Genomic DNA, 20,146 nt, shown 5'->3' with positions numbered 1-20,146 from the left:
GGAGGTCCCCTGAAACGTAGTTGACGGTCGTCAACTGAAGCTATCCCGGATGATGTCGTCGGTAGACATCTTTCGCATGTTGTCGTTTTGCGCCGTGGTGCCGGGGTACAGTCGCGCAATGACGGCACGACCGGACACCCGGTATCCCGGCCCGACGATGTGGACACGTGCCCGCTGGTTGCTGAAGGCCGGTCCGGCCGACTACATGTTGGCAATGAGTGTCGCCTCCGCCTCGCTGCCGGTGATAGGGAAACACCTTGAGCCCCTTGGCGCCGTGACGGCGATGGGCATCTGGGGATATCGGCATGCGCCTGATTTTCTCGGCGCCACCGCGCGTTCCTGGTTCGAGCCGAGCAACGCGGAACTGCGGCATCAGGAACGCGAGGCGACCAACGCGGTCACCGAGGCCGCACTGCGCGGCATCGTGGCCGCGAAAGACCTCGCGATCGAGTGGCCGGCGCCGCAGAGCGCCCCGCCACTGTGGAACTTCCGCCAGCACCGGCGCAGCGTGCACCGCACCTCGGTGCGCTACGGCAACCTGCCGTCGCAGCTGCTCGACGTCTGGCGTCCCAAGGAGCTGCCGGTCGAGCCCGCCCCTGTGCTGCTCTTCGTGCCGGGCGGCGCCTGGGTGCACGGAAGCAGGATGCTGCAGGGCTACGCGATGATGTCGCACCTGGCCGAGATGGGCTGGGTCTGCCTGTCGATCGACTACCGGGTGGCGCCACACCACCGCTGGCCCGCGCACATCACCGACGTCAAGACCGCGATCGCGTGGGCGCGCGCGAATGTCGACAAATTCGGTGGCGACCGTAATTTCGTTGCGCTGGCGGGATGTTCGGCAGGCGGACACCTCTCCGCGCTGGCAGGCCTGACCGCGAACGACCCGGAGATGCAGTCCGACCTGCCCGACGGTTCGGACACCTCCGTCGACGCGGTCGTCGGCATCTACGGCCGCTACGACTGGGAGGACAAGTCGACCGCGGAGAGAGCGCGCTTCGTCGACTTCCTGGAACGAATTGTGGTCGGCCGCAAGATCGCCAAGCATCCCGATGTGTTCCGCAAGGCGTCACCGATCGCCCGCGTGCACAAGGATGCACCACCCTTCCTCGTCATCCATGGCACCGGCGACAGCGTCATCCCCGTTGCGCAGGCGCGCAGCTTCGTCGAAGAGTTGCGCAAAACCTCGCACTCGGTGGTCAGCTATATCGAGCTTCCTGGCGCCGGCCACGCGTTCGACATGACCGACGGCGCCCGCACCGGTTCGATCGCGACGGCAATCGGCTTGTTCCTCAACCAGATTCACCGCAACCGATCGCTCACGCGGGCCAAGCAGGTGATCTAAGCTTCCCCACGAGGGAGGGTGCGCGGTGAAGAGGCTGAGCGGGTGGGACGCTGTGCTGCTGTACAGCGAGACGCCGACCGTGCACATGCACACCCTCAAGCTGGCGGTGATCGAACTCGACGATCTGGGCGATCGGACGTTCGGCATCGACGAGTTCCGCAAGGTGATTCACGGCAGGCTGCACAAGCTTGATCCGTTCCGGTATCAGCTCATCGAGGTGCCGGGCAAGATCCACCACCCGATGTGGCGGGAGAACTGCGAGGTCGACCTCACCTACCACGTTCGGCCTTATCGGGTGGACGCGCCGGGCGGTCGCCGCCAACTCGACGAGGCGGTCGGGAGAATCGCGAGTACCCCGCTTGATCGCAGCAAGCCGCTGTGGGAGATGTACTTCATCGAAGGTTTGGCCAACGGCAGGATCGCGGTGCTCGGCAAGATCCACCATGCCCTCGCCGACGGTGTCGCCTCGGCCAATCTCCTTGCGCGCGGCATGGATCTTCAGCAGGGTCCGCAGCACGACCGTGATTCGTACGCGACCGATCCGGCGCCGACCAAGGGCGAGTTGTTGCGTTCGGCGTTCACTGACCACATGCGCCACATCGGCCGCTTTCCCGGGGTGCTCCGCTACACCGCGCAGGGCATCCAGCGGGTCAGGAAGAGCTCGCGCAAGTTATCGCCCGATCTGACCCGGCCGTTCACCCCGCCGCCCTCTTTCATGAACCATCGCGTCGACGCGCAGCGCAAGTTCGCCACGGCGACGTTGGCGCTCGCTGACATCAAGCAGACCGCCAAACACCTCGGCGTGACGATCAACGACATGGTGTTGGCGATATCGGCAGGGGCATTGCGCGAGTTGTCGCTGAAGTACGACGGTCGTGCCGACCATCCGCTGTTGGCCTCTGTCCCCGTCAGTTTCGACTTCTCACCGGACCGCATCTCCGGCAACTACTTCACGGGCGTGTTGATGGTGGCGCCCATCCAACTCGCCGATCCGCTGGAGCGGGTCCAGGCCGTGCACGACGCAGCGGTGGACGCCAAGGAGGCGCATCATCTGCTCGGACCGGAACTGGTCAGCAGGTGGGCGGCGTACTTCCCACCGGCACCTGCCGAGAGGCTTTTTCACTGGCTGGCGGACAAAGACGGTCAGAACAAGGTGTTGAACATCCCGATCTCGAATGTGCCCGGCCCGCGTGAGCATGGCCGGGTGGGCGGCGCGTTGGTGACCGAGATCTACTCCGTCGGCCCGCTGACCACCGGCAGCGGGCTGAACATCACCGTGTGGAGCTACGTCGACCAGCTCAACATCTCGGTGCTCTCCGACGGCGCCACGCTGCAGGACCCACACGAGCTGACCGACGCGATGATTCGGTCGTTCGTCGAAATCCGCCGTGCCGCCGGATTTTCCGACGAATTGACCGTCGTCGAGAAGGCTATGGCGCAGTAGTGGCCGACGAGTCTTCGCGCGAGGCATGCACCCAGGACAGGAACGTCTCCACCGCTTCGGCGGTGTAGTGACCCCGCGGTGAGCCGTAGTAGAAGTCGAACGCGTGTTGGGCATGCGGGATCTCGGCATACGCGACGACGGACGTCGACGTCTCTTTCATCGCGGTCGCGAACTCGCGGCCTTCCGCCACCGGGATGATCGAGTCGTCCTCACCGTGCAGGATGAAAAACGGTGGCGCGTCGGGGCGTAACCGCATGATCGGGGAGGCATCGACATACACCTGCTTGTGCTCGGCGATGCGCTTCTTGACCACGAATTTCTGCAGGAACGCGATGAACTCTCTGCGACCGCTGCCCCTGCCGGACACCCAGTCGTAGCGGCCGTAGATCGGCACCGCGGCGGCCACCGAGGTGTCGGCATCCTCGAAACCGGGTTGGTACTGCAAATCATCAGGGGTCAACGCGGCCAGCGCGCACAGGTGACCACCCGCCGAACCACCGGTGATCGCGACGAAGTCGGGGTCGCCGCCGTAGTCGGCGATGTTCTGCTTCACCCACGCCAGTGCCCGCTTCACGTCGACGATGTGGTCGGGCCAGGTGTGTCTGGGGCTGACCCGGTAGTCGATCGACACGCACACCCAACCGCGCTCAGCCAGATGGGCCAACAGCGGATAGGCCTGCGGCCGCCGCATGCCGATGGTCCATGCTCCGCCAGGAACTTGCACCACGACCGGGGCTTTGCCGTCGCGGGGCAGATCGGACCTTCGCCAGATGTCGGCGAAATTCACCCGGGGGTGCGGACCGTATTGCACCGTGCTGGCCTTCTTGACGTAGCGGCGCCGGATCAGTTCGCTGGGCCACACGCCGATCATCCGGCGTGACTTGGCGGGCTGTGATTGCGCCGCGATCTGCTCATAGTCATCGCCCAGCGTCTGGCGCAGTGGCTCTTCGAAGAACGGTCTGGACGCCACGTCGCGGCGCTGGATGAGCAAGAGCAGCGCCCAGGCAACGATGGTGAGCAGCAGGGCGGTTCGCCCGCGGGCGCCGCGGAAGTCGCCGCGTAGACCTCGGCGGACCGCATCGAGCACGGATCCGGCCAGGTATACCGCCGACATCTCCGTGGTGGGCCAGCCAAACGCGAACACCGGCAGCGTGATGTAGCCCTCGCGCCCGATCGGCCGCACGCCGTTGGCAGCGTTGAGCAACTCTGCGCTGGCGCGCAGGAGGGGGAAACGCTTACGCACGGGCCGCGCGCTCCTGCAGGTCGCGGCGCACGATTTTGCCGGTGCTGCCGCGAGGTAGTTCGTCGAGGATCGTGATCTCCCTGGGCACTTTGTAATTGGCCAAGTTCTCTCGGACATGCTGCTTGAGTAGGTCCGGGGTAGCCGCTGCGCCTTCGGTCAAAACCACGAATGCGGCCAGCCGCTGACCGAACTGCTCGTCGTCCACCCCGATCACGGACGCCTCGGCAACGTCGGGGTGAGCGGTCAGCGTCTTCTCCACCTCGATGGGGTAGACGTTTTCGCCGCCGGAGACGATCATCTCGTCGTCGCGGCCGACGACGAACAGCCGCCCTGCCGTGTCGAGGTAACCCACGTCGCCCGACGACATGAAGCCGTCATGGAAATCCTTGGTCTTCCCGGACGTGTACCCGTCGAACTGCGAGGAGTTACGGACGTAGATGCTGCCAGTCTCACCGCGGGGCACTTCGTTGAAATCGCTGTCCAAGATTCGGATTTCGGTGCCGCCTGCGGGTTTGCCCGCGGTGTCGGGTGCGGCACGGAGGTCCTGCGGGGTGGCCGTGGCGATCATCCCGGCCTCGGTGGCGTTGTAGTTGTTGTAGATCACGTCGCCGAACTGGTCCATGAACCTGATGACGACGTCGGGGCGCATCCGCGAACCCGATGCAGCGGCGAACCGCAGCGAGCGCCCGCTGTAGGAGTTACGCACCTCGTCGGGGAGTTCCATGATGCGGTCGAACATCACCGGCACCACGCACAGACCGGTGGCGCGGTGGCGGTCGATCAGTTCGAGCGTGGCCTCCGGATCGAACTTGCGACGGGTGACCACCGTGCAGGCCATCGACGCCGCGAAGATCAACTGGGAAAAGCCCCACGCATGAAACATCGGCGCCACCACGACGACCGTCTCTTCGGCCCGCCACGGGGTGCGGTCCAGGATGGCCTTGAGAATGCCGGGGCCGCCGTCGGTGCCACCGGAATGTTTGGCGCCCTTGGGAGTTCCGGTGGTACCGGACGTCAGCAGAATCACCTTGCATTTGGTGGTCGTGCGCTTGGGCTCACGCCCGGTGTACTCGGTGATCAGCTTCTCGACCGTCAGCCCGTCCTGGGGCCCGTCGGTCCAGGCGATGATCCGCGTCGCGCCGGAGTTGTCGGCCAGCGCGCGGTCGACGGTTTCGGTGAACTCCTCGTCGTAGATGACCGCGTCGACACCTTCACGCTGCACGACCTCGGCCAGCGCCGGCCCGGCGAACGACGTGTTGAGCAGCAGCACGTCGGCACCGATCCGGTTGGCGGCGATCAGCGACTCGACGAAACCGCGGTGGTTGCGGGCCATCAAGCCGAGAACCTTAGGAGCCGCTCCGGCGGCGACATCAGACGGGGGCTGACCAGCGGGAAGCGCCTGCAGCCCCGCGGCCAATGCGTCTGCGCGCTGATCGATCTCCCGCCAGGTCAGTGTGCCGAGCTCGTCGACGAGGCCGGGGCGGTCGGGGCAGCGTTGCGCAGCTGCAGCGAATCCCGAAGTGACAGCCATGTTTTCGCGCTGCATCGCCTGAGCGATCCGCAGGTATTTATCGGGGCGCATCGGCGCGAGCAGGCGCGCGCGACTCATGGTCGCCACGATGCCGAGAGTTTCGGTGAGCCGATCGGTGATGGCCATGGTCTGTAGATGATGTCAGCCGAGCACAGGAAGCGTGCGCTGCTTGGCCAGTTCGTCGAGGGCCCGTTGCATGACGTGCCGCACGTGCGCGTCGACCTCGTCGATGTCAGGGTTCTCGCCGAACTCGGTGACGATGTTGATCGGCGACAGCACCTGCATGACGATCTTCGAAGGCAGTGGGATGTTCGGGGGGACGACGAGGCTGAGGCCGAATGGGAAGCCGAACGAGATCGGGATGACCTTCGTGCGAGCCAACCTCGCGATCGGGCCGAGGCGTTCGGCCAGCCACGTCCCGCGGGACAGGAAGATCTGTGTCTCCTGGCCGCCGATGCCGACCGTCGGCACGATCGGCACACCGGCGTTCAGGGCGGCCTTGACGTAGCCGGTGCGGCCGCCGAAGTCGATCTTGTTCTCGGAGAACGTCGGCCGGTACACGTCGTAGTCGCCACCGGGGAACACGACGACGAGACCCCCGGAGCGCAACGCCTCGTCGGCGTTCTCGTGGCTGGCGCTGATGTAGCCGACCTTCTTGAAGAACTCTCCGGTCGGCCCGGCCATCAGCATGTCGTGACTCAGCGTGTAGAGCGGACGGTCGTAGCCGTGCTTCTCGTAGTAGTGGGCCGACAGGATCGGCACGTCCATCGGCAGCATGCCCCCGGAGTGGTTGCTGACCAACAGCGCACCGCCTGCGGGCATGTTCTCCAGCCCCCGGACCTCCGAGCGGAAGTAGCGCTTGAGGAACGGCCTGGTGAGGCTCATGACGCGCTCGGTGAGTTCGGGATCCCACTTGGTGAGCTGCGACGGTTCGGTGCCGGTGGAGGCCATCCGCTTCCCCTCAGAATTAGAACGTGTTCTAGTTATCGTACATGAGCTCGGAGCCGGTTTAGAACCGCTGGGACAGGGCTACCTCGTGGACCAATGATGACGCCCGGCACGAACGTCGGTAACGGCCGCTATCGGTTGGTGGCAGCCCAGGGTGGCCGGCCGCACGCGCAGTTTTGGCAGGGCATCGACCTGGTGGCGGGGTGCGAGGTGGCGTTGACGCTGGTCGACCCCGACGGTGCCTTTCCGGAAGAATTCGTACACGAGACCCTGGCGCGGACCGTCCGGCTCAAGGGCGTCGACATGCCCGGCCTCGCGAGGGTGGTCGAGGTGTTCTACACCGGGCAGTTCGGTGTGGTGGTGGCCGAGTGGGTCCCGGGCGGCAACCTCGACGAGATCGCGGGCACCGCCCCGTCGCCCGCGGGCGTCGCCAGTGCCATGCAGTCATTGGCCGCCGCGGCGGACGCGGCCCATCGCGCGGGGTTCGTGCTGTCGATCGACTGTCCCTCGCGAGTGCGGATCGGGGTCGACGGGCATGCGGTGCTGGCCTTCCCCGCGACCATGCCCGACGCGGCGGCTGCTGCCGACCTACGGGGTATCGGCGACGCGATGTGTGCGCTGCTGGACCGCGAACCGAGGCTGCCCTATCTGATCTCCACCACGATCGCCGGCCTCCGCCAGGAGAACGGCGGAATCGCCAGTGCTGCAACGCTTCTGACACTGCTACGGGCAGCAACCGACAACGAGACACCCGCCGGCAGGGTGATGGCGCCGTTGCCGCCGCCCCCTCCTGGTCAGTACGCGGACTTCCGCAACTTCGGGCCCGAGGAGCGGGCCGTCGCTGCACGCCGCGTGTTCATGCGGGCCGGTCTGGTGACGACGGCGATGATCGCCGGTCTCGCGCTGGCGGGTTTGGGTTCGAGCCTGAACAAAATCCTCACCGACGACCGTGACGCAGCCGGCCTGAACACCGACAAGCTGGGCTTGAACACGTCCTCCGTCGCCCCGCAACCGCCTTCGACCACGACCAACCCGACGGCGCCCGGCGAACGGGTGCCGGTCGTGGCCGCGGTGGTGTTCTCGCCTGGCGGATCGCCGGACAGCCCTGGTGAGGCGGGGGCGGCGATCGACGCCAACTCGACTACCGCGTGGTCGACGGATACCTATTACGACGCAGATCCGTTCCCGAAGTTCAAGCCCGGCGTCGGCCTTGTGGTCCAACTCGCGCAGCCGACCGCGATCAGCGCGGTGACCGTCGACCTGAACAGCACCGGCACCGTCATGCAGGTGCGGTCGGCCGGGAACAATGAGCCTGCCGCACTGACCGACACCACCGAACTCACGGCGCCGACGCCAATGCAGCCGGGGCGCAACCGAATTGTGGTCAGTCAGTCGGCACCGGTGTCCAACGTGCTGGTGTGGATTTCCACTTTGGGCTCGACGGACGGTAAGAACAGTGCCGCCATATCCGACATCGAGTTGGAGGCGGCGTCCCCGCCGGCCTGATCGCTCGGGCTAGCATCACCGGCGTGACAGACAACAGCGAAAATGTAGTCCTGGTCGAGCAGCGCGACCGGATCCTCGTCATCACCATCAACCGGCCCGAAGCGAAGAACGCCGTCAACGCCGCGGTGAGCAAGGGCTTGGCGGACGCGGTCGACCGGCTCGATGGCGACCCAGGCCTTTCCGTCGGCATCGTCACCGGTGCTGGCGGTTCGTTCTGTGCGGGCATGGACCTCAAGGCCTTCGCTCGCGGCGAGAACGTAGTGGTCGAGGGCCGCGGCATGGGCTTCACCGAGCGCCCGCCGGACAAGCCGTTGATCGCGGCGGTCGAGGGCTACGGGCTGGCAGGCGGCATGGAGTTGGCCCTCGCGTGCGATCTGATCGTCGCATCGAAGGACGGGGCGTTCGGCCTTCCGGAGGTCAAGCGCGGCCTGGTCGCCGGCGGCGGCGGACTGTTGCGGCTGCCGCAGCGCATCCCGCCTGCCATCGCGATGGAGTTGGCATTGACCGGCGATCGACTGTCGGCGCAACGTGCCCTCGAACTCGGCTTGGTCAACGCGCTCGCCGAACCCGGCCGCGTCCTGGAGGCGGCGATCGAACTCGCCGAGCGAATCACCGTGAACGGGCCGCTGGCGGTCGCCGCGACCAAGCGCATCATCGTCGAGTCCCGTGGCTGGAGCCCGGAGGAGATGTGGGCAAAGCAGACCCGGATCCTGATGCCGGTGTTCAGCAGCAACGACGCGAAGGAAGGCGCGATCGCGTTCGCTGAGAAGCGCGCGCCGAAATGGACGGGCACCTGACGGTTTTCGGTGGCGGTGTGGTGGGCAACCCGTGTAGATGGATCTGCCACTGCGGGACTACGACCAGCTGCCACTGACCGAACTGCGTCACCGCATCCGCAGCCTCGACGAGGAACAGCTGCGAGGCCTCTTCGCCCACGAGGAGTCTCACGGCAACCGCATCCCAGTGCTCGAGTTGTTGCACGCCCGCCTGCGGGAGTTGACGCACGGCGCCGAGCCGTCGCCAGGCGACCCGGCCAACGCACCCGGCGCCGCGCATACGCCGCACGGCTCCTCGGTCAAGGAGTCGACCGCCGCCGAACCCGGCACCCCGTTGCGGCACGGCGTGGCGAACCAGACGCCATCGCGGGGCCGCCCTTAGTTGCTTCGTCGGCTTTACATCGAATAAGCGCATCACCGTGCCCGGCAGAGGTAAATCCTGATGCCGGTGTTCAGCAGCAACGACGTCGAGGAAGGCGTGGTCGCATTCCCCGAGAAGCGCGCGCTGAAGTGGACCTGCGCCTGACACTGGAGTCATGACTCTCGCGGGCGCCGCGGACTGCGAACGGGCGGCGATCCGCGCCTACCTGCTAGGCGCCGACGACGAGAGCGCACAACAGTGGGAGGCGGCGTTCCGCGCCGCGCTGACCGCAGGTGCGATGGCCGAGGCGGCCCGGTACGCCTTTTGGCTCGGTCTCAGCCTGATGATGCGCGGCCTCGAGGCGCCGGCCGGCGGATGGTTTACACGCGCGGAGGAGTTGAGTACCAGAGTCGGTCGGGAGTGCCCGGCGTCCGGCTACGTCCTCATCCCGCGGATCCTGGCCGGGCTCGCCGACGACCCCCAGGGTGCTCGGGACATGGCCGTGGTCGCCACCGAGGTCGGGGTCCGTTGCGGCGATGCCGACCTTCGCGCGCTCGGCACACTCGCCCATGGCCAGGCGCTGATCGCGATGGGCGAACCAGCGGCTGGTATTGCACGACTTGACGCGGCGATGGTGGCGGCCACCGCCGATGAGTTGGGACCGATCGTCACGGGCATCGTCTACTGCGCTGTGATTCTCGAGTGTATGGATCTATATGACCTGCGACGAGCCGCGGAGTGGACGAATGCCCTAGCGGCATGGTGTGATTCGCTACCCGGAATGGTGCCGTTCCGCGGCCAGTGCCTGGTGCACCGATCACAGCTCGAACAGGCGGAAGGTGACTGGCCCGCCGCGGTGTCGAGCGCGGAGAGCGCATGCAGGCGTCTCGCGGATCCGCCGCAGGTTGCCCTTGGCTTCGCCTACTACCAGCGGGGCGAATTGCAGCGGCTACTCGGCGATTTCGAGGAAGCCGAAGAGAGTTATCGCCGGGCTCGCCGCGGCGGACGCGATCCGGTGCCGGGTCTGGCCCTGCTTCAGCTCTACCGCGGTGACGGCGCGACCGCGGCCACCACCATCAGGCGGGCTCTGCAGGAGCGCAGCAATCCGGCGGAACGGACCGGAGTGCTGTTCGCCGTCGTCGAGATCTGCCGAGCCATAGGCGATTTCACCACCGCCCGTACCGCCGCTGACGAATTGGACGAGCTCGCCCTCCGGTCGCCGTCGACCTTCCTGCAGGCGATGGCCGCGCACGCCAACGGGTCCGTGCGACTGGACCAGGGCGACGTGCCAGGTGCCCTTGCAGAGTTGAGGGCCGCGGCGCGAACTTGGCAAACGCTGCACATGCCCTATGAGGCGGCGAAGACGGCCGTCCTGATCGGTCAGGCGTGTGCTGCGCTCGGCGACGGTGCCGGAGCCGTACTGGAATTCGACAGCGCCGCAGAGGTGTTCACCCGATTGGGCGCGGCGCCGGACGTCGACCGCGTGCGCTCGTTGTCGGCCGGTCTGGCTCAACGCCCGCAGGCGGTATCAACTACAGCGCTGTCCACGCGCGAACGAGAAGTGCTGTTGCACTTGACCGCGGGCCGCACCAACCGCCAGATCGCCGAGATCCTGAGGGTCAGCACGCATACCGTCGCCCGCCACGTGGAGCACATATACGCAAAGCTCGGTGTCACCAACCGCACCGCGGCGACCGCGTATGCGTACGAGCACCATCTCGTCTGACGTATAGGTCGTTTGACCCATTCCACATTGATGGGGCGTTTGAGCGATGCGGGAGGGGCATCGACCTTCATACGGTTCTGGCATGTCAACTGTCTCGTACCAACGTTTCACCGGCACGGCCGCGGAGAACTATCAGCGCGACTTCGTGCCGACCATCGCCACGGCCGCGTCCCATGAGTTGCTTCGAGCCGCCGACTTGCAACCCGGCGAACGTGTCGTCGATGTCGCGTGTGGCACCGGGCTGATCTCTCGCTTGGCGTCGGAACTCGTCGGCACCCGGGGCGCCGTGACGGGAATCGACATTGCCCCGGACATGATCGACGTCGCGAAGAAGGTTGCGGCGCCCGGCGGCGCACCGATTGAATGGCGCGTCGCGGATGCGGCGGCGATGCCGATCGAAGGCGCGTCCGTCGACGTCGTCCTGTGTCAGATGGGGCTGATGTTCATGGAGGACCGAGCCGCGGTCATTGCCGAGATGGCGCGTGTGCTCACGCCGTCCGGTCGGGTGGCAATCAACACTCCGGGCCGCATACAACCGATGTTCGCAGCGTTGGAGCGCGCGATTGTCAACCACATTTCTCCGGACCTAGGCGGCTTCGTCAACGCGGTGTTCTCCATGCATGATCCCGGGGAAGTCGCAGCCTTGCTTCGGGGCGGCGGGTTCCGCGAGGTGTCCGCCCACATTGTCACTGCGACATTCCGGTTGCCGCCTCCGGCCGAATTCCTCTGGCAGTACATCAACCTCACGCCGATGGCGGCGCTGGTGCAGCAAGCCTCCGAACATGCCAAGGCCGCTACGGAGAAGCAGTTCGTCACCGAGGCGCAAGCACATGTGGTCGATACGATGACGGTGGTCGACCAACCAATGGTGGTCGCGACCGGCCACGCCTAGTCCCGGTCGGGTAGTGGCAGCCTCTCCGGTTGTCCGGTCGCCGGGTTGGACGGCCCGGTTGCCTCCGGGGCAGCCCACGGCGACGGTTTCATCGATGCTGGTTTGGCCGTCAAAGTTATCCACAGCCCTTCGGACAGGCTAGGAGGATCCGAGCGCGCTCCGGACGGTTGCGGTGGCGACAGCGGCATCCGCGCGCGCCGACCAGACCGGATGTCGGATCAGATCGCGCACAGCGCGTGGCAGGTTCCCTTCGGCGGCATGGCCGGCAAGGAGGGTGGCGTTCCCGAGCGCGAAGACGGTGAGTCCGACTCTGGGCCTACCCGTCAACACCGCCACCGCCGCCACCGGCGCGAGAAAATTACCGACGACCGCGCACCATCGATTGAACGCCGTGAGGTGCTGGGTACGGTGGCCGGCCGCGAACTCCTCCCAGGAGGCACCCATTTCGGCAGCATCGCACACGCGCCATCGCCACGCCATCCCTGCCTTTCCATTCGCAATCAGGTCAGCGGGTCAGCGTGGCGATCTCCTCGGCGATGTTGCGGCGAGCACGGTCCTCCCACCGGTCACGGCCCGCGGCGGTGTGAAACAAGGGTCCCTCGAGCAACGATGTAAGCACTTGCGCCCGAGCGGGTTTGAATATTTCATCGGGCACGGCGGCGTACTCCTCGCGGACCGCGTGCGCGTAGGCCAAATACCGGAGCGGCTCGCTGCCGAGCACAGCGAGGTCGGCGTCGCTGAGCACCGCACCGTTCACATCGCCGTCGGTCACTTTGTGCGTCTTGGTGACGAGCACCAATCGCGCCACCTCGTCGCGGATCGGCGCCGTCGCCAACAGGTCACGCGCCAACTCCGCCGAGCGGTCCTCGTTGTCGTCGCGGCCGATCTCGTAGATCGCGTCGTGGAACCAGGCCGCCAGTTCCACGGCCTCACGGTCGAACTCGATGCCTGTGTCGGCGAGCTGACCGATCGCGTCGAGCATCTCGTGTAGATGGGCGACGTTGTGGTGCTTGCGGTGTGTCTCCGACCAACGCGCCAGCAGATCCTCGCGTAGTTCTTCGGTCAAGTGGGCGGCCACCGCATTAGTCTTTCACCGGGTTGACCTCAACGCGTATTGAGGTCGCAGGATGACGTCATGGATGTCGCTGCGTATTTCGACCGGATCGGTTACCGGGGGCCTGCGGACCCGACCATCGACACCGTGCGCGCGCTGGTGGCCGCGCACAACCGGTCCATCCCGTTCGAGAATCTCGATCCGCTCCTCGGCATCCCGGTCGTCGACCTCAGCGCCGCCGCACTCACCGACAAGCTGATACACCGCCGCCGCGGCGGCTACTGCTACGAACACAACGGACTGATGGGGTACGTGCTCGAGGAGTTGGGCTTCGGCGTCGAACGCCTGGCCGGCCGAGTGGTGTGGATGAACCCCGAGGGCCCCCTGCCCGCTCAGACCCATCAGGTGCTGGCCGTGACGGTGCCCGGCAGCGACGGACGACTCTTGGTCGACGTCGGGTTCGGCGGGCAGACACTGACGTCACCGATCCAGCTGCAGACCGGCCTTGTGCAGCGGACCCGGCACGAGCCGTATCGGCTCTGCACACGAGGAGAGGGCTACCAACTGGAGGCCCAGATCCGCGGCGAGTGGCAGCCGCTGTACATGTTCACCACCCGTCCGCATCCGCGCATCGACCTCGAAGTCGGAAGTTGGTATGTCTCAACATATCCCAAGTCGTTCTTCGTCACCGGCTTGACCGCCGCCCTCGTCACCGACGACGCCAGGTGGAACATGCGAGGCCGCCACCTTGCCATCCATCGCGCGGGGCAGAGCGAGCAGATCACCTTCGACACCGCCGCGGACGTGCTCACCGCATTGACCGATCGATTCGGCATCGACCTCGCCGACCTCGGCGACCGGGCCGACGTCGAGGCGCGCATCACCGAGGTGCTGGATAGCTGACCACCACATCCCACGGGTCGGCCGCCGTCAACGCCATCCGGCCCAAGCGGCGCGCATGAGAAGCGGTCGTGCCGAATTCGTCGACCCAGCTGCGCGCCCGCATCGTGTATGACCACAACCGGTGTTCCGCGGTGACACCGATAGCACCGTGCAATTGATGGGCGATCGTCGTCACGGGATCCACCGCGCGGCCAACCGCCACTTTCGCTGCGGTCACCGCATAGTCGGTCGCGGGGTGACCGAAACCGTAGTCGTCAGCGGCGGCAACCGCCAACGCCGTTGCGGCGCGAGCACATTCGATCTCACCGGCCATGGCGGCAAGGGAATGCTGCACCGCTTGGAACTTGTTGAGTGCACGGCCGAACTGCACCCGTTCGCCGGTGTGCGCGACAGTGAGCGCGCACGCCTCATCGAGCGCACCGATGATCTGGTTGCACCGCGCCCAGGCGCCGCGTCGGGCGAGTTCGTCGGCGACCGCGATGTCGGCTACGCGAGTCTCATCGGTCGCGATGCCAAACGAGAAGAAGCCACGCGGTTCGCCGACCAGATCGTGGTCGCTGGAGTCCGGTGTATCCGGCACCAGTGCGACGTGCAACGCGGAGGGCGTCCGCGCCGCGAGCACCACGGGACCGGCGGGCCATGGCACGTCCCGTGCGGTACCTGCGATCCGGCCGCCGGTTTCGGCGGCGTCGGCGATCGCGATGGTCAGCGGCCCCGACTCAGGCACAGACAGGCCGACAGTGTCCGCGAGCCACGCGGCCAGCAGATCTGTCTCCGCAACCGGCGCCGCCGCAGCATGTTTCGCCAAACCTGACAGCACGATCGCCGCTTCCGTGGGGCGTGCATGATGGCGAGTCGTCAGTCGGGCGAGTCCGGTCTCCTCCAGGTTGCGCCACAGTGTGTCACCGGTCGACCTGCTGCAGATGTCGTCGACCAATTGTGCCAATTCGCTCATCGCGCGCCCATACTCTTGGCCACCACGCCCCGCAACACCTCGTTCGTCCCGCCTCGCAAGGTGAACAGCGGCGAGTGCACACGCGCGGCAGACAACAACGCCCGCAACGGCTCTGGCTCCTCGACGTAGTCGATCAGGTCAGCCACCAACTCGACCGAGTCCTGTTCGAAGCGCGTCCCCAGATCCTTCACCAGCGCCGCGCGGGTGGCCGCATCACCGCCGTCGGCCAGCGTCCGCGCCACCGAGATCGAGAGTTGCCGCAGCGAAATCATCCGCGCCACAAGGTCTCCGACATCGGTGGCGACGCCGTCGTCGACGTCGCCCAACGCGCGGATGGCGCTGAAGATCAGCGTCGCTGTCGACAGGATCCGCTCTGGACCGCTTCGCTCGAACCCCAACTCGGCAGTGACCTGGTGCCACCCGTCGCCGATCTGCCCGAGCACGTCCGCATCGGGGATGAACACATCGGTGAAGAGCACCTCGTTGAAGTGGTGCTCACCGTTCATCAACCTGATCGGGCTGATCGTGATGCCCGGTGTCGAGGTCTGCACGATGAATTGGGAGAAGCCCGCATGCCGATGTTGCGGGTCCAACGGGCTGGTGCGGGCCAGCACGACGATCTGATCGGCGACATGCGCGCCGCTCGTCCACACCTTCGTCCCGTTGAGCAGCCAGCCCCCTTCGGTGCGGGTGGCCCTGGCCTGCGCCGCGGCGAGGTCCGAGCCGGCGCCGTGCTCGCTCATCCCGATCGCCGAATACAGTCGGCCCGCCGCGATCCGCGGCAGCAGGCGGCGCCGCTGCTCCTCGGTGCCGTAGGACAGCAGCGCAGGCGAGACCTGCCGGTCGGCGATCCAGTGCGCGGCGACCGGCGCGCCGTGCGCGAGCAGTTCTTCGGTGACGACGTACCGGTGCAGGTAACCGAGCCCGCGGCCGCCGTACTCCGTCGGGATCGTCAGGCCGACGAACCCGGCGTCGGCCAGCCGTCCTGAGAAATCGGGGTCCCACTTCGCCAGCCAGCAGTCCACGGAAGGTTCCCAGCCGAACTCGGCGCGATCGGCGGCCAAGAACTCGCGGACAGCGGCCCGCAGCCGGCCCAGCTCGCCGTCGTTGGCGCACAACGCATCGAATTCGCTCACTGAAGACCAGAGTCTAGTGAGCCGCGACGCAGCAGGAATTGTCATGTCCCTCCGGCGGCCCGCCGACCATACTCGGGAACTGTGACGGAGCCAGCACGCCGGGACCGACTGCGCGAACTGCTCGATGCGGTCGTCGACGCCGACAACACCGATGTCGGTGACATGGCCCGCAGCAGCTACGCGTCGGAATTCCACTTCTCCCGCGAGGTGCGACGGCTGACCGGCGAGTCGCCTGCCGCGTTGCGCCGCAGAATCATGCTCGAGCGTGCCGCATGGCGCCTGCATCGCGGTGACTCGGTGTCCGCGGTCGCCGCCGACGAGGGGTGGTCATCGGCGGAAGTGTTCTCACGAGCCTTCAGCCGCACCTTCGGTGTGCCGCCGTCGCGCGCGGCCGACATTCAGTTCCGGCTGCCGGCCCCCAACGGTCTGCACTTTCACCCACCGCAGTCTCTGTGGCTGGACAGCGACGGCCACAGCAAGGAGCCCGACATCTCGCAACTGATGGTGACGCACGACGTCGCCGATACCGCCTACCTCATCGAGCAGGCCGCGCAGCTGTCCGAAGCGCAATGGACGCAAGACATCTCGCCGGGCCAGGTGATCTTGGACTGGGACGGTCCGGAACCCAGCGTGGGTGCGGTGCTCGGCGCCATCGTCTGGACGAAGGAGGTCTGGCTGGCCACCATCGACGGCCGCGACTTTCCGAGTCGGACGGCCACCCGATCGACCACCGCGGGCGCGCTGGCCGCACACCACGATGACATCGGAACTCGCTGGACGGCAATGGTTTCCGAGTATGCCGCCGACGGCCGTCTCGGCGACACGGTGATCGACGCCCTCTGCGATCCACCCGAGTCGTTTCAGCTATACGGCATCGTCGCGCACGTGTTGACCTATTCGGCGCACCGGCGTGGACTCGCCCGCACGATGTTGGCCCGCCACGGCGTGCTGACCAACACCGGTGACCCACTCGACTGGATGAGAGGAAACTGACATGGCAACCGTCTATTTCACCGCGTCCAGCCTGGACGGCTACATCGTCGACGAGGCCGACAGCCTGGACTGGTTGACGTCGCGTGCCGTCGACGCCGGCGGGCCATTCGGATACGAAGCCTTCATCAAAAACGTTGGCGCCCTGGTGATGGGCTCGGCGACCTACGAGTGGGTCAAGAACAACCATCCCGGTGACTGGATGTACGAGCAGCCGTCCTGGGTGCTGACCCGCCGCCCACAGATCATCGCCGAAGAACATCCCGTCAAGGTGTTCGACGGTGACGTCGCGCAGTTGCACCCCGCGCTGGTGTCGGCCGCGGCAGGCAAGGACGTATGGGTTGTCGGCGGCGGCGACACGGCAGCACAGTTCGTCGCGGCAGACCTGATCGACGAAATGATCGTGACGTACGCACCCTGCTCCCTGGGCGCCGGGTCACGCGTGCTGCCCATGCGGTCGGAGTGGGCACCCGTCGAATCCGGCGTCAACGCCGACTTCGTCTGCGCGCGGTGGCGCAAGGCTTAGCCGTGGCCCGGTAGCCCGTAGCGGCGGATGAATTCCCTTGACTTGATCAGGAATTCGAGCTGCTCGGCCACCTCGCGCAGGGCGTCGACGCTGCGCGTCGACCGGCACAGCAGTACCGCGCCCTCCAGCGAGGCGATGCAGGTGATGGCAAGGGATGCGGCGCAGGGCTCGTCGAAGCCATCGGTGACGAACGCGCGGGTGAGCGCGTCGCGCCACCGGGTGAAGATACTGCCGGCGACGGTGGTGAGCTGAGGCTCGTCGGCGGTCGAGCCGATGGCCGCGGCCACGACCGGGCAACCCGCGGTGAAGTCGCTTTCGACGAGCAGGTCTTCCCAGAACGTGACGAACCGGCGGACGAGGTGCATGCCGCCCTTGGTGGCCGCCTCGTCGATGACGTCGGAGACAAGGCCGCTGGCATACTGCAGCGCCTCGGTCAGCATCTGATTGCGGCCCTCTGGGAAGTGGTAGTAGACCGATCCGCGCGGCGCACCACTGCGCGCCAGCACCTCATCGATCGTGACACCGGCGGCCCCGCGTTCGCGCAACACCTCGGCGGCGCTGATCAACATCTTGGTACGCGTCGAGCCGCGCCTGCTTCCGGTCTTCGTCACAGTGGACAGCACAAACCTCCGGCTGGTGATCAGGCCGGGCGCGGATCCCGCAGCTGCGATGGCCGCCAGCTGAAGGTGCGCGGGCTCAAGTGGAACAACCGTCGACTGGGTCCGTGCACCTCGTGCGTGAACCGACGGCCTGCGAAGTTGACCTCAACGACCCACATCGGGTGCCTCCCTGTCTATGACAAACACCATAGAAGGGTGAACGCCCGGCCGCAACGAATGTATTCCGCATCACATGAGTCCCGCGTCCCGGCAGGTAGATGGGGTGCCTGGGTGACGGAGGCCGACCATCATTATGTGCCAAAGCATAATAGGCGAGTTCGCAGCTCAGCACCGCTAACGGTACGTACGCTGGGCGACATGTCCTGGTACAAGCAGCTGCGCAGGGGGATCGCGACCGGTATCTGCGCCGCCGCGGTGCTGACCGCTCCGACTACAGGCGCGGCGCCGCTGGACCAGAACGGCTACAACGGCGCCCCCACCCCGGTGTCGGGAGGTCCGGTGCCCACGATGAACGGCGTGCCGTGTGTCGCCGGGCATCTCGGCACGTGCACCGGCTTCGCGCAGAATCAGCCCCGGCACACCCGACCGCGGGCCTGATTCCACTCGGCGAGCAGGGTCCACACCGCAGGTCGAGCAGACGTAAAACTGCCCATTTTTGGCGGTTTCAGGGCATGTTTGCGTCTGCTCGCGCGATCAGATCTCCGGTGTGTACCCGAACGGCAGCAGGATGCTCTTGGCCTCGCAGTACTGCTCGATGCCCTCCGGGCCGTTCTCGCGCCCGAGGCCCGAGTTCTTGTAGCCGCCGAAGGGCGCACCGGGGTCGAACGCGTACATGTTGACCGCGTAGGTGCCGGTGCGGATCTGCTTGGCGATCTCGACGGCCTTGGCGAAATCGGTGGTGAACACGCTGCCCGCCAACCCGTAGACCGAGTCGTTGGCGATGCGGACCGCGTCCTCCTCGGTGTCGAACGGGATGATCGCCAGCACCGGCCCGAAGATCTCCTCCTGCGCGATGGTCATCGAGTTGTCCACATCGGCGAACACCGTCGGTTGGACGAACCAGCCGCCGTCGAGCCCCTCGGGCCTGCCGCCGCCGGTGACGAGCCGGGCACCTTCGTCGACACCCTTCTTGATGTAGCCCTCGACACGTTCACGCTGCTTCTCAGAGATCAGCGGGCCGATCATCGACGCAGGATCGTCGGGCAGCCCGACCGGCATCCCCGCGACGGCGGCCGACACCTTCTCGACCACCTCGTCGTATCTCGAGCGTGGCGCCAGGATGCGGGTCTGGCCGACGCACGCCTGCCCGGAGTTCATCAGGCCGGAGAACACCAGCATCGGCAGCGTGGAATCCAGATCGGCATCCTCGAGGATGATCGCCGCGGACTTGCCACCGAGTTCCAGCGTGCACGGCTTGAGTTTCTCGGCGGCGAGCTTGCCGATCTCCTTGCCCACCGCGGAACTGCCGGTGAAGGTGAACTTGTCCAGTTCCGGACTGGCGGTCAGTGCGCGGCCGGTCTCCGCCCCGCCAGGGACGACCGAAAGCACGCCCTCGGGGAGGCCGGCCTCGGCGAACACCTCAGCCAATGCGTTGGTGGACAACGGCGTTTCGGCCGCCGGCTTGAGCACGACCGTGCAACCGGCCAGCAGTGCGGGGCCGAGCTTGTTGACGGCAAGGAAAAGCGGCACGTTCCAGGCGACGACCGCGCCGACGACGCCGACCGGCTCCTTGGTGACGAGCGTCTGACCGTAAATGCCGTCGCGGATCTCGTTCCACGTGTACTTGTCGGCGGCGCCGGCATAGAACTGCAGCGTCGACACCGAGGCGCCGTACTGCATCATGTCCACGATCGTCGGCGGCTGGCCGGTCTCCAGCTTCAGCAGATGCTTGAACAGATCGGCGCGGTCTTCGAGCAGCTTGAGCGCGCGGCCGATCACCGCGGCGCGCTCGGCGGGCGGGGTGTGGGGCCACGGGCCCTCGTCGAACGCCTTGCGCGCGGCGGCGCAGGCCGCATTCACGTCCGCCTCGGCCGCCAACGGCACCTGCCCGACCTTCGCACCCGTCGCGGGGGAGAACACCTCGATGACCTCCGCGGTTGACGGCTCGACCCACTTGCCACCGATGAACAGCTTGTCGTAGTCGGTCTTGTAGGCGGTGTCCACACTCTGTGTCATGAGCGTCACACTACCCAC

20 protein-coding genes are annotated in these 20,146 nt (G+C 66.5%); 11 read left to right on the top strand and 9 right to left on the bottom strand.

What is annotated here, in order from left to right:
• The first annotated feature begins 118 nt into the window (after nt 1-118).
• Together ACGFK1_RS26325 and ACGFK1_RS26320 are read left to right on the top strand one after the other, a co-directional pair.
• Nucleotides 119-1,342: an alpha/beta hydrolase fold domain-containing protein gene (locus ACGFK1_RS26325; protein ID WP_393436449.1), complete on the top strand. Its 1,224-nt coding sequence runs from the start codon at nt 119-121 to the stop codon at nt 1,340-1,342.
• Between the two features lie 25 nt (nt 1,343-1,367).
• Complete coding sequence (locus ACGFK1_RS26320) at nt 1,368-2,786, top strand: wax ester/triacylglycerol synthase family O-acyltransferase (protein ID WP_393436447.1); 1,419 nt, start codon at nt 1,368-1,370, stop codon at nt 2,784-2,786.
• Here ACGFK1_RS26320 and ACGFK1_RS26315 read toward each other — a convergent pair.
• From ACGFK1_RS26315 to ACGFK1_RS26305, 3 genes are read right to left on the bottom strand one after another with little or no spacing between them, the layout of a single operon-like run.
• Nucleotides 2,773-4,029: an alpha/beta hydrolase gene (locus ACGFK1_RS26315; RefSeq protein WP_393436444.1), complete on the bottom strand. Its 1,257-nt coding sequence runs from the start codon at nt 4,027-4,029 to the stop codon at nt 2,773-2,775. The two genes, ACGFK1_RS26320 and ACGFK1_RS26315, sit on opposite strands and share 14 nt — an antisense overlap.
• Nucleotides 4,022-5,686: an acyl-CoA ligase FadD12 gene (fadD12, locus tag ACGFK1_RS26310; protein ID WP_393436441.1), complete on the bottom strand. Its 1,665-nt coding sequence runs from the start codon at nt 5,684-5,686 to the stop codon at nt 4,022-4,024. Before fadD12 ends, ACGFK1_RS26315 begins: the two co-directional genes overlap by 8 nt.
• A gap of 15 nt (nt 5,687-5,701) precedes the next feature.
• Nucleotides 5,702-6,511 carry a lysophospholipid acyltransferase family protein gene (locus ACGFK1_RS26305; RefSeq protein ID WP_393436439.1) on the bottom strand — a complete coding sequence of 270 codons (810 nt, stop codon included), beginning with the start codon at nt 6,509-6,511 and terminating at the stop codon, nt 5,702-5,704.
• 96 nt (nt 6,512-6,607) lie between these two features.
• Between ACGFK1_RS26305 and ACGFK1_RS26300 the strand changes: the two genes are divergently transcribed.
• The 5 genes from ACGFK1_RS26300 (at nt 6,608) to ACGFK1_RS26280 (ending at nt 11,769) form a co-directional block, all read left to right on the top strand.
• Nucleotides 6,608-8,014, top strand: coding sequence for a hypothetical protein (locus ACGFK1_RS26300; protein WP_393436436.1), 1,407 nt, complete (start codon nt 6,608-6,610; stop codon nt 8,012-8,014).
• Between the two features lie 14 nt (nt 8,015-8,028).
• Nucleotides 8,029-8,811 carry a crotonase/enoyl-CoA hydratase family protein gene (locus ACGFK1_RS26295; RefSeq protein ID WP_393436627.1) on the top strand — a complete coding sequence of 261 codons (783 nt, stop codon included), beginning with the start codon at nt 8,029-8,031 and terminating at the stop codon, nt 8,809-8,811.
• Between the two features lie 37 nt (nt 8,812-8,848).
• Nucleotides 8,849-9,172 carry a hypothetical protein gene (locus ACGFK1_RS26290; protein WP_393436433.1) on the top strand — a complete coding sequence of 108 codons (324 nt, stop codon included), beginning with the start codon at nt 8,849-8,851 and terminating at the stop codon, nt 9,170-9,172.
• A gap of 154 nt (nt 9,173-9,326) precedes the next feature.
• On the top strand, nt 9,327-10,877 hold the full coding sequence (locus ACGFK1_RS26285) for a LuxR C-terminal-related transcriptional regulator (RefSeq protein WP_393436431.1): 1,551 nt from the start codon (nt 9,327-9,329) through the stop codon (nt 10,875-10,877).
• An 82-nt stretch (nt 10,878-10,959) separates the two neighbouring features.
• Entirely contained in the window at nt 10,960-11,769 is an 810-nt protein-coding gene (locus tag ACGFK1_RS26280; RefSeq protein ID WP_393436428.1) for a class I SAM-dependent methyltransferase, read from the top strand.
• Between the two features lie 138 nt (nt 11,770-11,907).
• Here the strand turns inward: ACGFK1_RS26280 and ACGFK1_RS26275 are convergent, their stop codons facing one another.
• Nucleotides 11,908-12,213, bottom strand: a complete 306-nt coding sequence (locus tag ACGFK1_RS26275) for an Mpo1-like protein (protein WP_393436425.1) — start codon at nt 12,211-12,213, stop codon at nt 11,908-11,910.
• 61 nt (nt 12,214-12,274) lie between these two features.
• A complete protein-coding gene (locus tag ACGFK1_RS26270; protein ID WP_393436422.1) occupies nt 12,275-12,847 on the bottom strand; it encodes a hypothetical protein in 573 nt (190 codons plus the stop codon).
• A gap of 57 nt (nt 12,848-12,904) precedes the next feature.
• On the opposite strand from ACGFK1_RS26270, the gene ACGFK1_RS26265 reads away from it, so the two are divergent.
• Nucleotides 12,905-13,726 carry an arylamine N-acetyltransferase gene (locus tag ACGFK1_RS26265; RefSeq protein ID WP_393436420.1) on the top strand — a complete coding sequence of 274 codons (822 nt, stop codon included), beginning with the start codon at nt 12,905-12,907 and terminating at the stop codon, nt 13,724-13,726.
• Here ACGFK1_RS26265 and ACGFK1_RS26260 read toward each other — a convergent pair.
• Both ACGFK1_RS26260 and ACGFK1_RS26255 read right to left on the bottom strand, forming a co-directional pair.
• Nucleotides 13,704-14,681, bottom strand: a complete 978-nt coding sequence (locus ACGFK1_RS26260; protein WP_393436417.1) for an acyl-CoA dehydrogenase family protein — start codon at nt 14,679-14,681, stop codon at nt 13,704-13,706. The two genes, ACGFK1_RS26265 and ACGFK1_RS26260, sit on opposite strands and share 23 nt — an antisense overlap.
• The gene (locus tag ACGFK1_RS26255) at nt 14,678-15,817 is read right to left on the bottom strand and encodes an acyl-CoA dehydrogenase family protein (RefSeq protein WP_393436414.1); all 1,140 of its coding nucleotides are present in this window, start codon (nt 15,815-15,817) and stop codon (nt 14,678-14,680) included. The genes ACGFK1_RS26260 and ACGFK1_RS26255 overlap by 4 nt, the downstream gene beginning before the upstream one ends.
• 81 nt (nt 15,818-15,898) lie before the next feature.
• Here ACGFK1_RS26255 and ACGFK1_RS26250 point away from each other — a divergent pair, with 81 nt between their 5' ends.
• Nucleotides 15,899-16,810: a helix-turn-helix domain-containing protein gene (locus ACGFK1_RS26250; RefSeq protein WP_393436411.1), complete on the top strand. Its 912-nt coding sequence runs from the start codon at nt 15,899-15,901 to the stop codon at nt 16,808-16,810.
• Between the two features lies 1 nt (nt 16,811).
• A complete protein-coding gene (locus ACGFK1_RS26245; protein WP_393436408.1) occupies nt 16,812-17,333 on the top strand; it encodes a dihydrofolate reductase family protein in 522 nt (173 codons plus the stop codon).
• Here the strand turns inward: ACGFK1_RS26245 and ACGFK1_RS26240 are convergent.
• Complete coding sequence (locus ACGFK1_RS26240; protein ID WP_393436625.1) at nt 17,330-17,902, bottom strand: TetR/AcrR family transcriptional regulator; 573 nt, start codon at nt 17,900-17,902, stop codon at nt 17,330-17,332. The two genes, ACGFK1_RS26245 and ACGFK1_RS26240, sit on opposite strands and share 4 nt — an antisense overlap.
• Before the next feature lie 408 nt (nt 17,903-18,310).
• Here ACGFK1_RS26240 and ACGFK1_RS26235 point away from each other — a divergent pair, with 408 nt between their 5' ends.
• A complete protein-coding gene (locus ACGFK1_RS26235) occupies nt 18,311-18,550 on the top strand; it encodes a hypothetical protein (RefSeq protein ID WP_393436406.1) in 240 nt (79 codons plus the stop codon).
• Nucleotides 18,551-18,646: 96 nt separating this feature from the next.
• Here ACGFK1_RS26235 and ACGFK1_RS26230 read toward each other — a convergent pair whose 3' ends face one another.
• Complete coding sequence (locus tag ACGFK1_RS26230; protein WP_393436403.1) at nt 18,647-20,128, bottom strand: aldehyde dehydrogenase; 1,482 nt, start codon at nt 20,126-20,128, stop codon at nt 18,647-18,649.
• Nucleotides 20,129-20,146 lie beyond the last annotated feature (18 nt).

Origin of the sequence: Mycobacterium sp. NPDC048908 (assembly GCF_043197955.1) — a bacterium.
Lineage (GTDB): Bacteria > Actinomycetota > Actinomycetes > Mycobacteriales > Mycobacteriaceae > Mycobacterium.
This window is presented reverse-complemented; position numbering and strand designations above follow the sequence as displayed.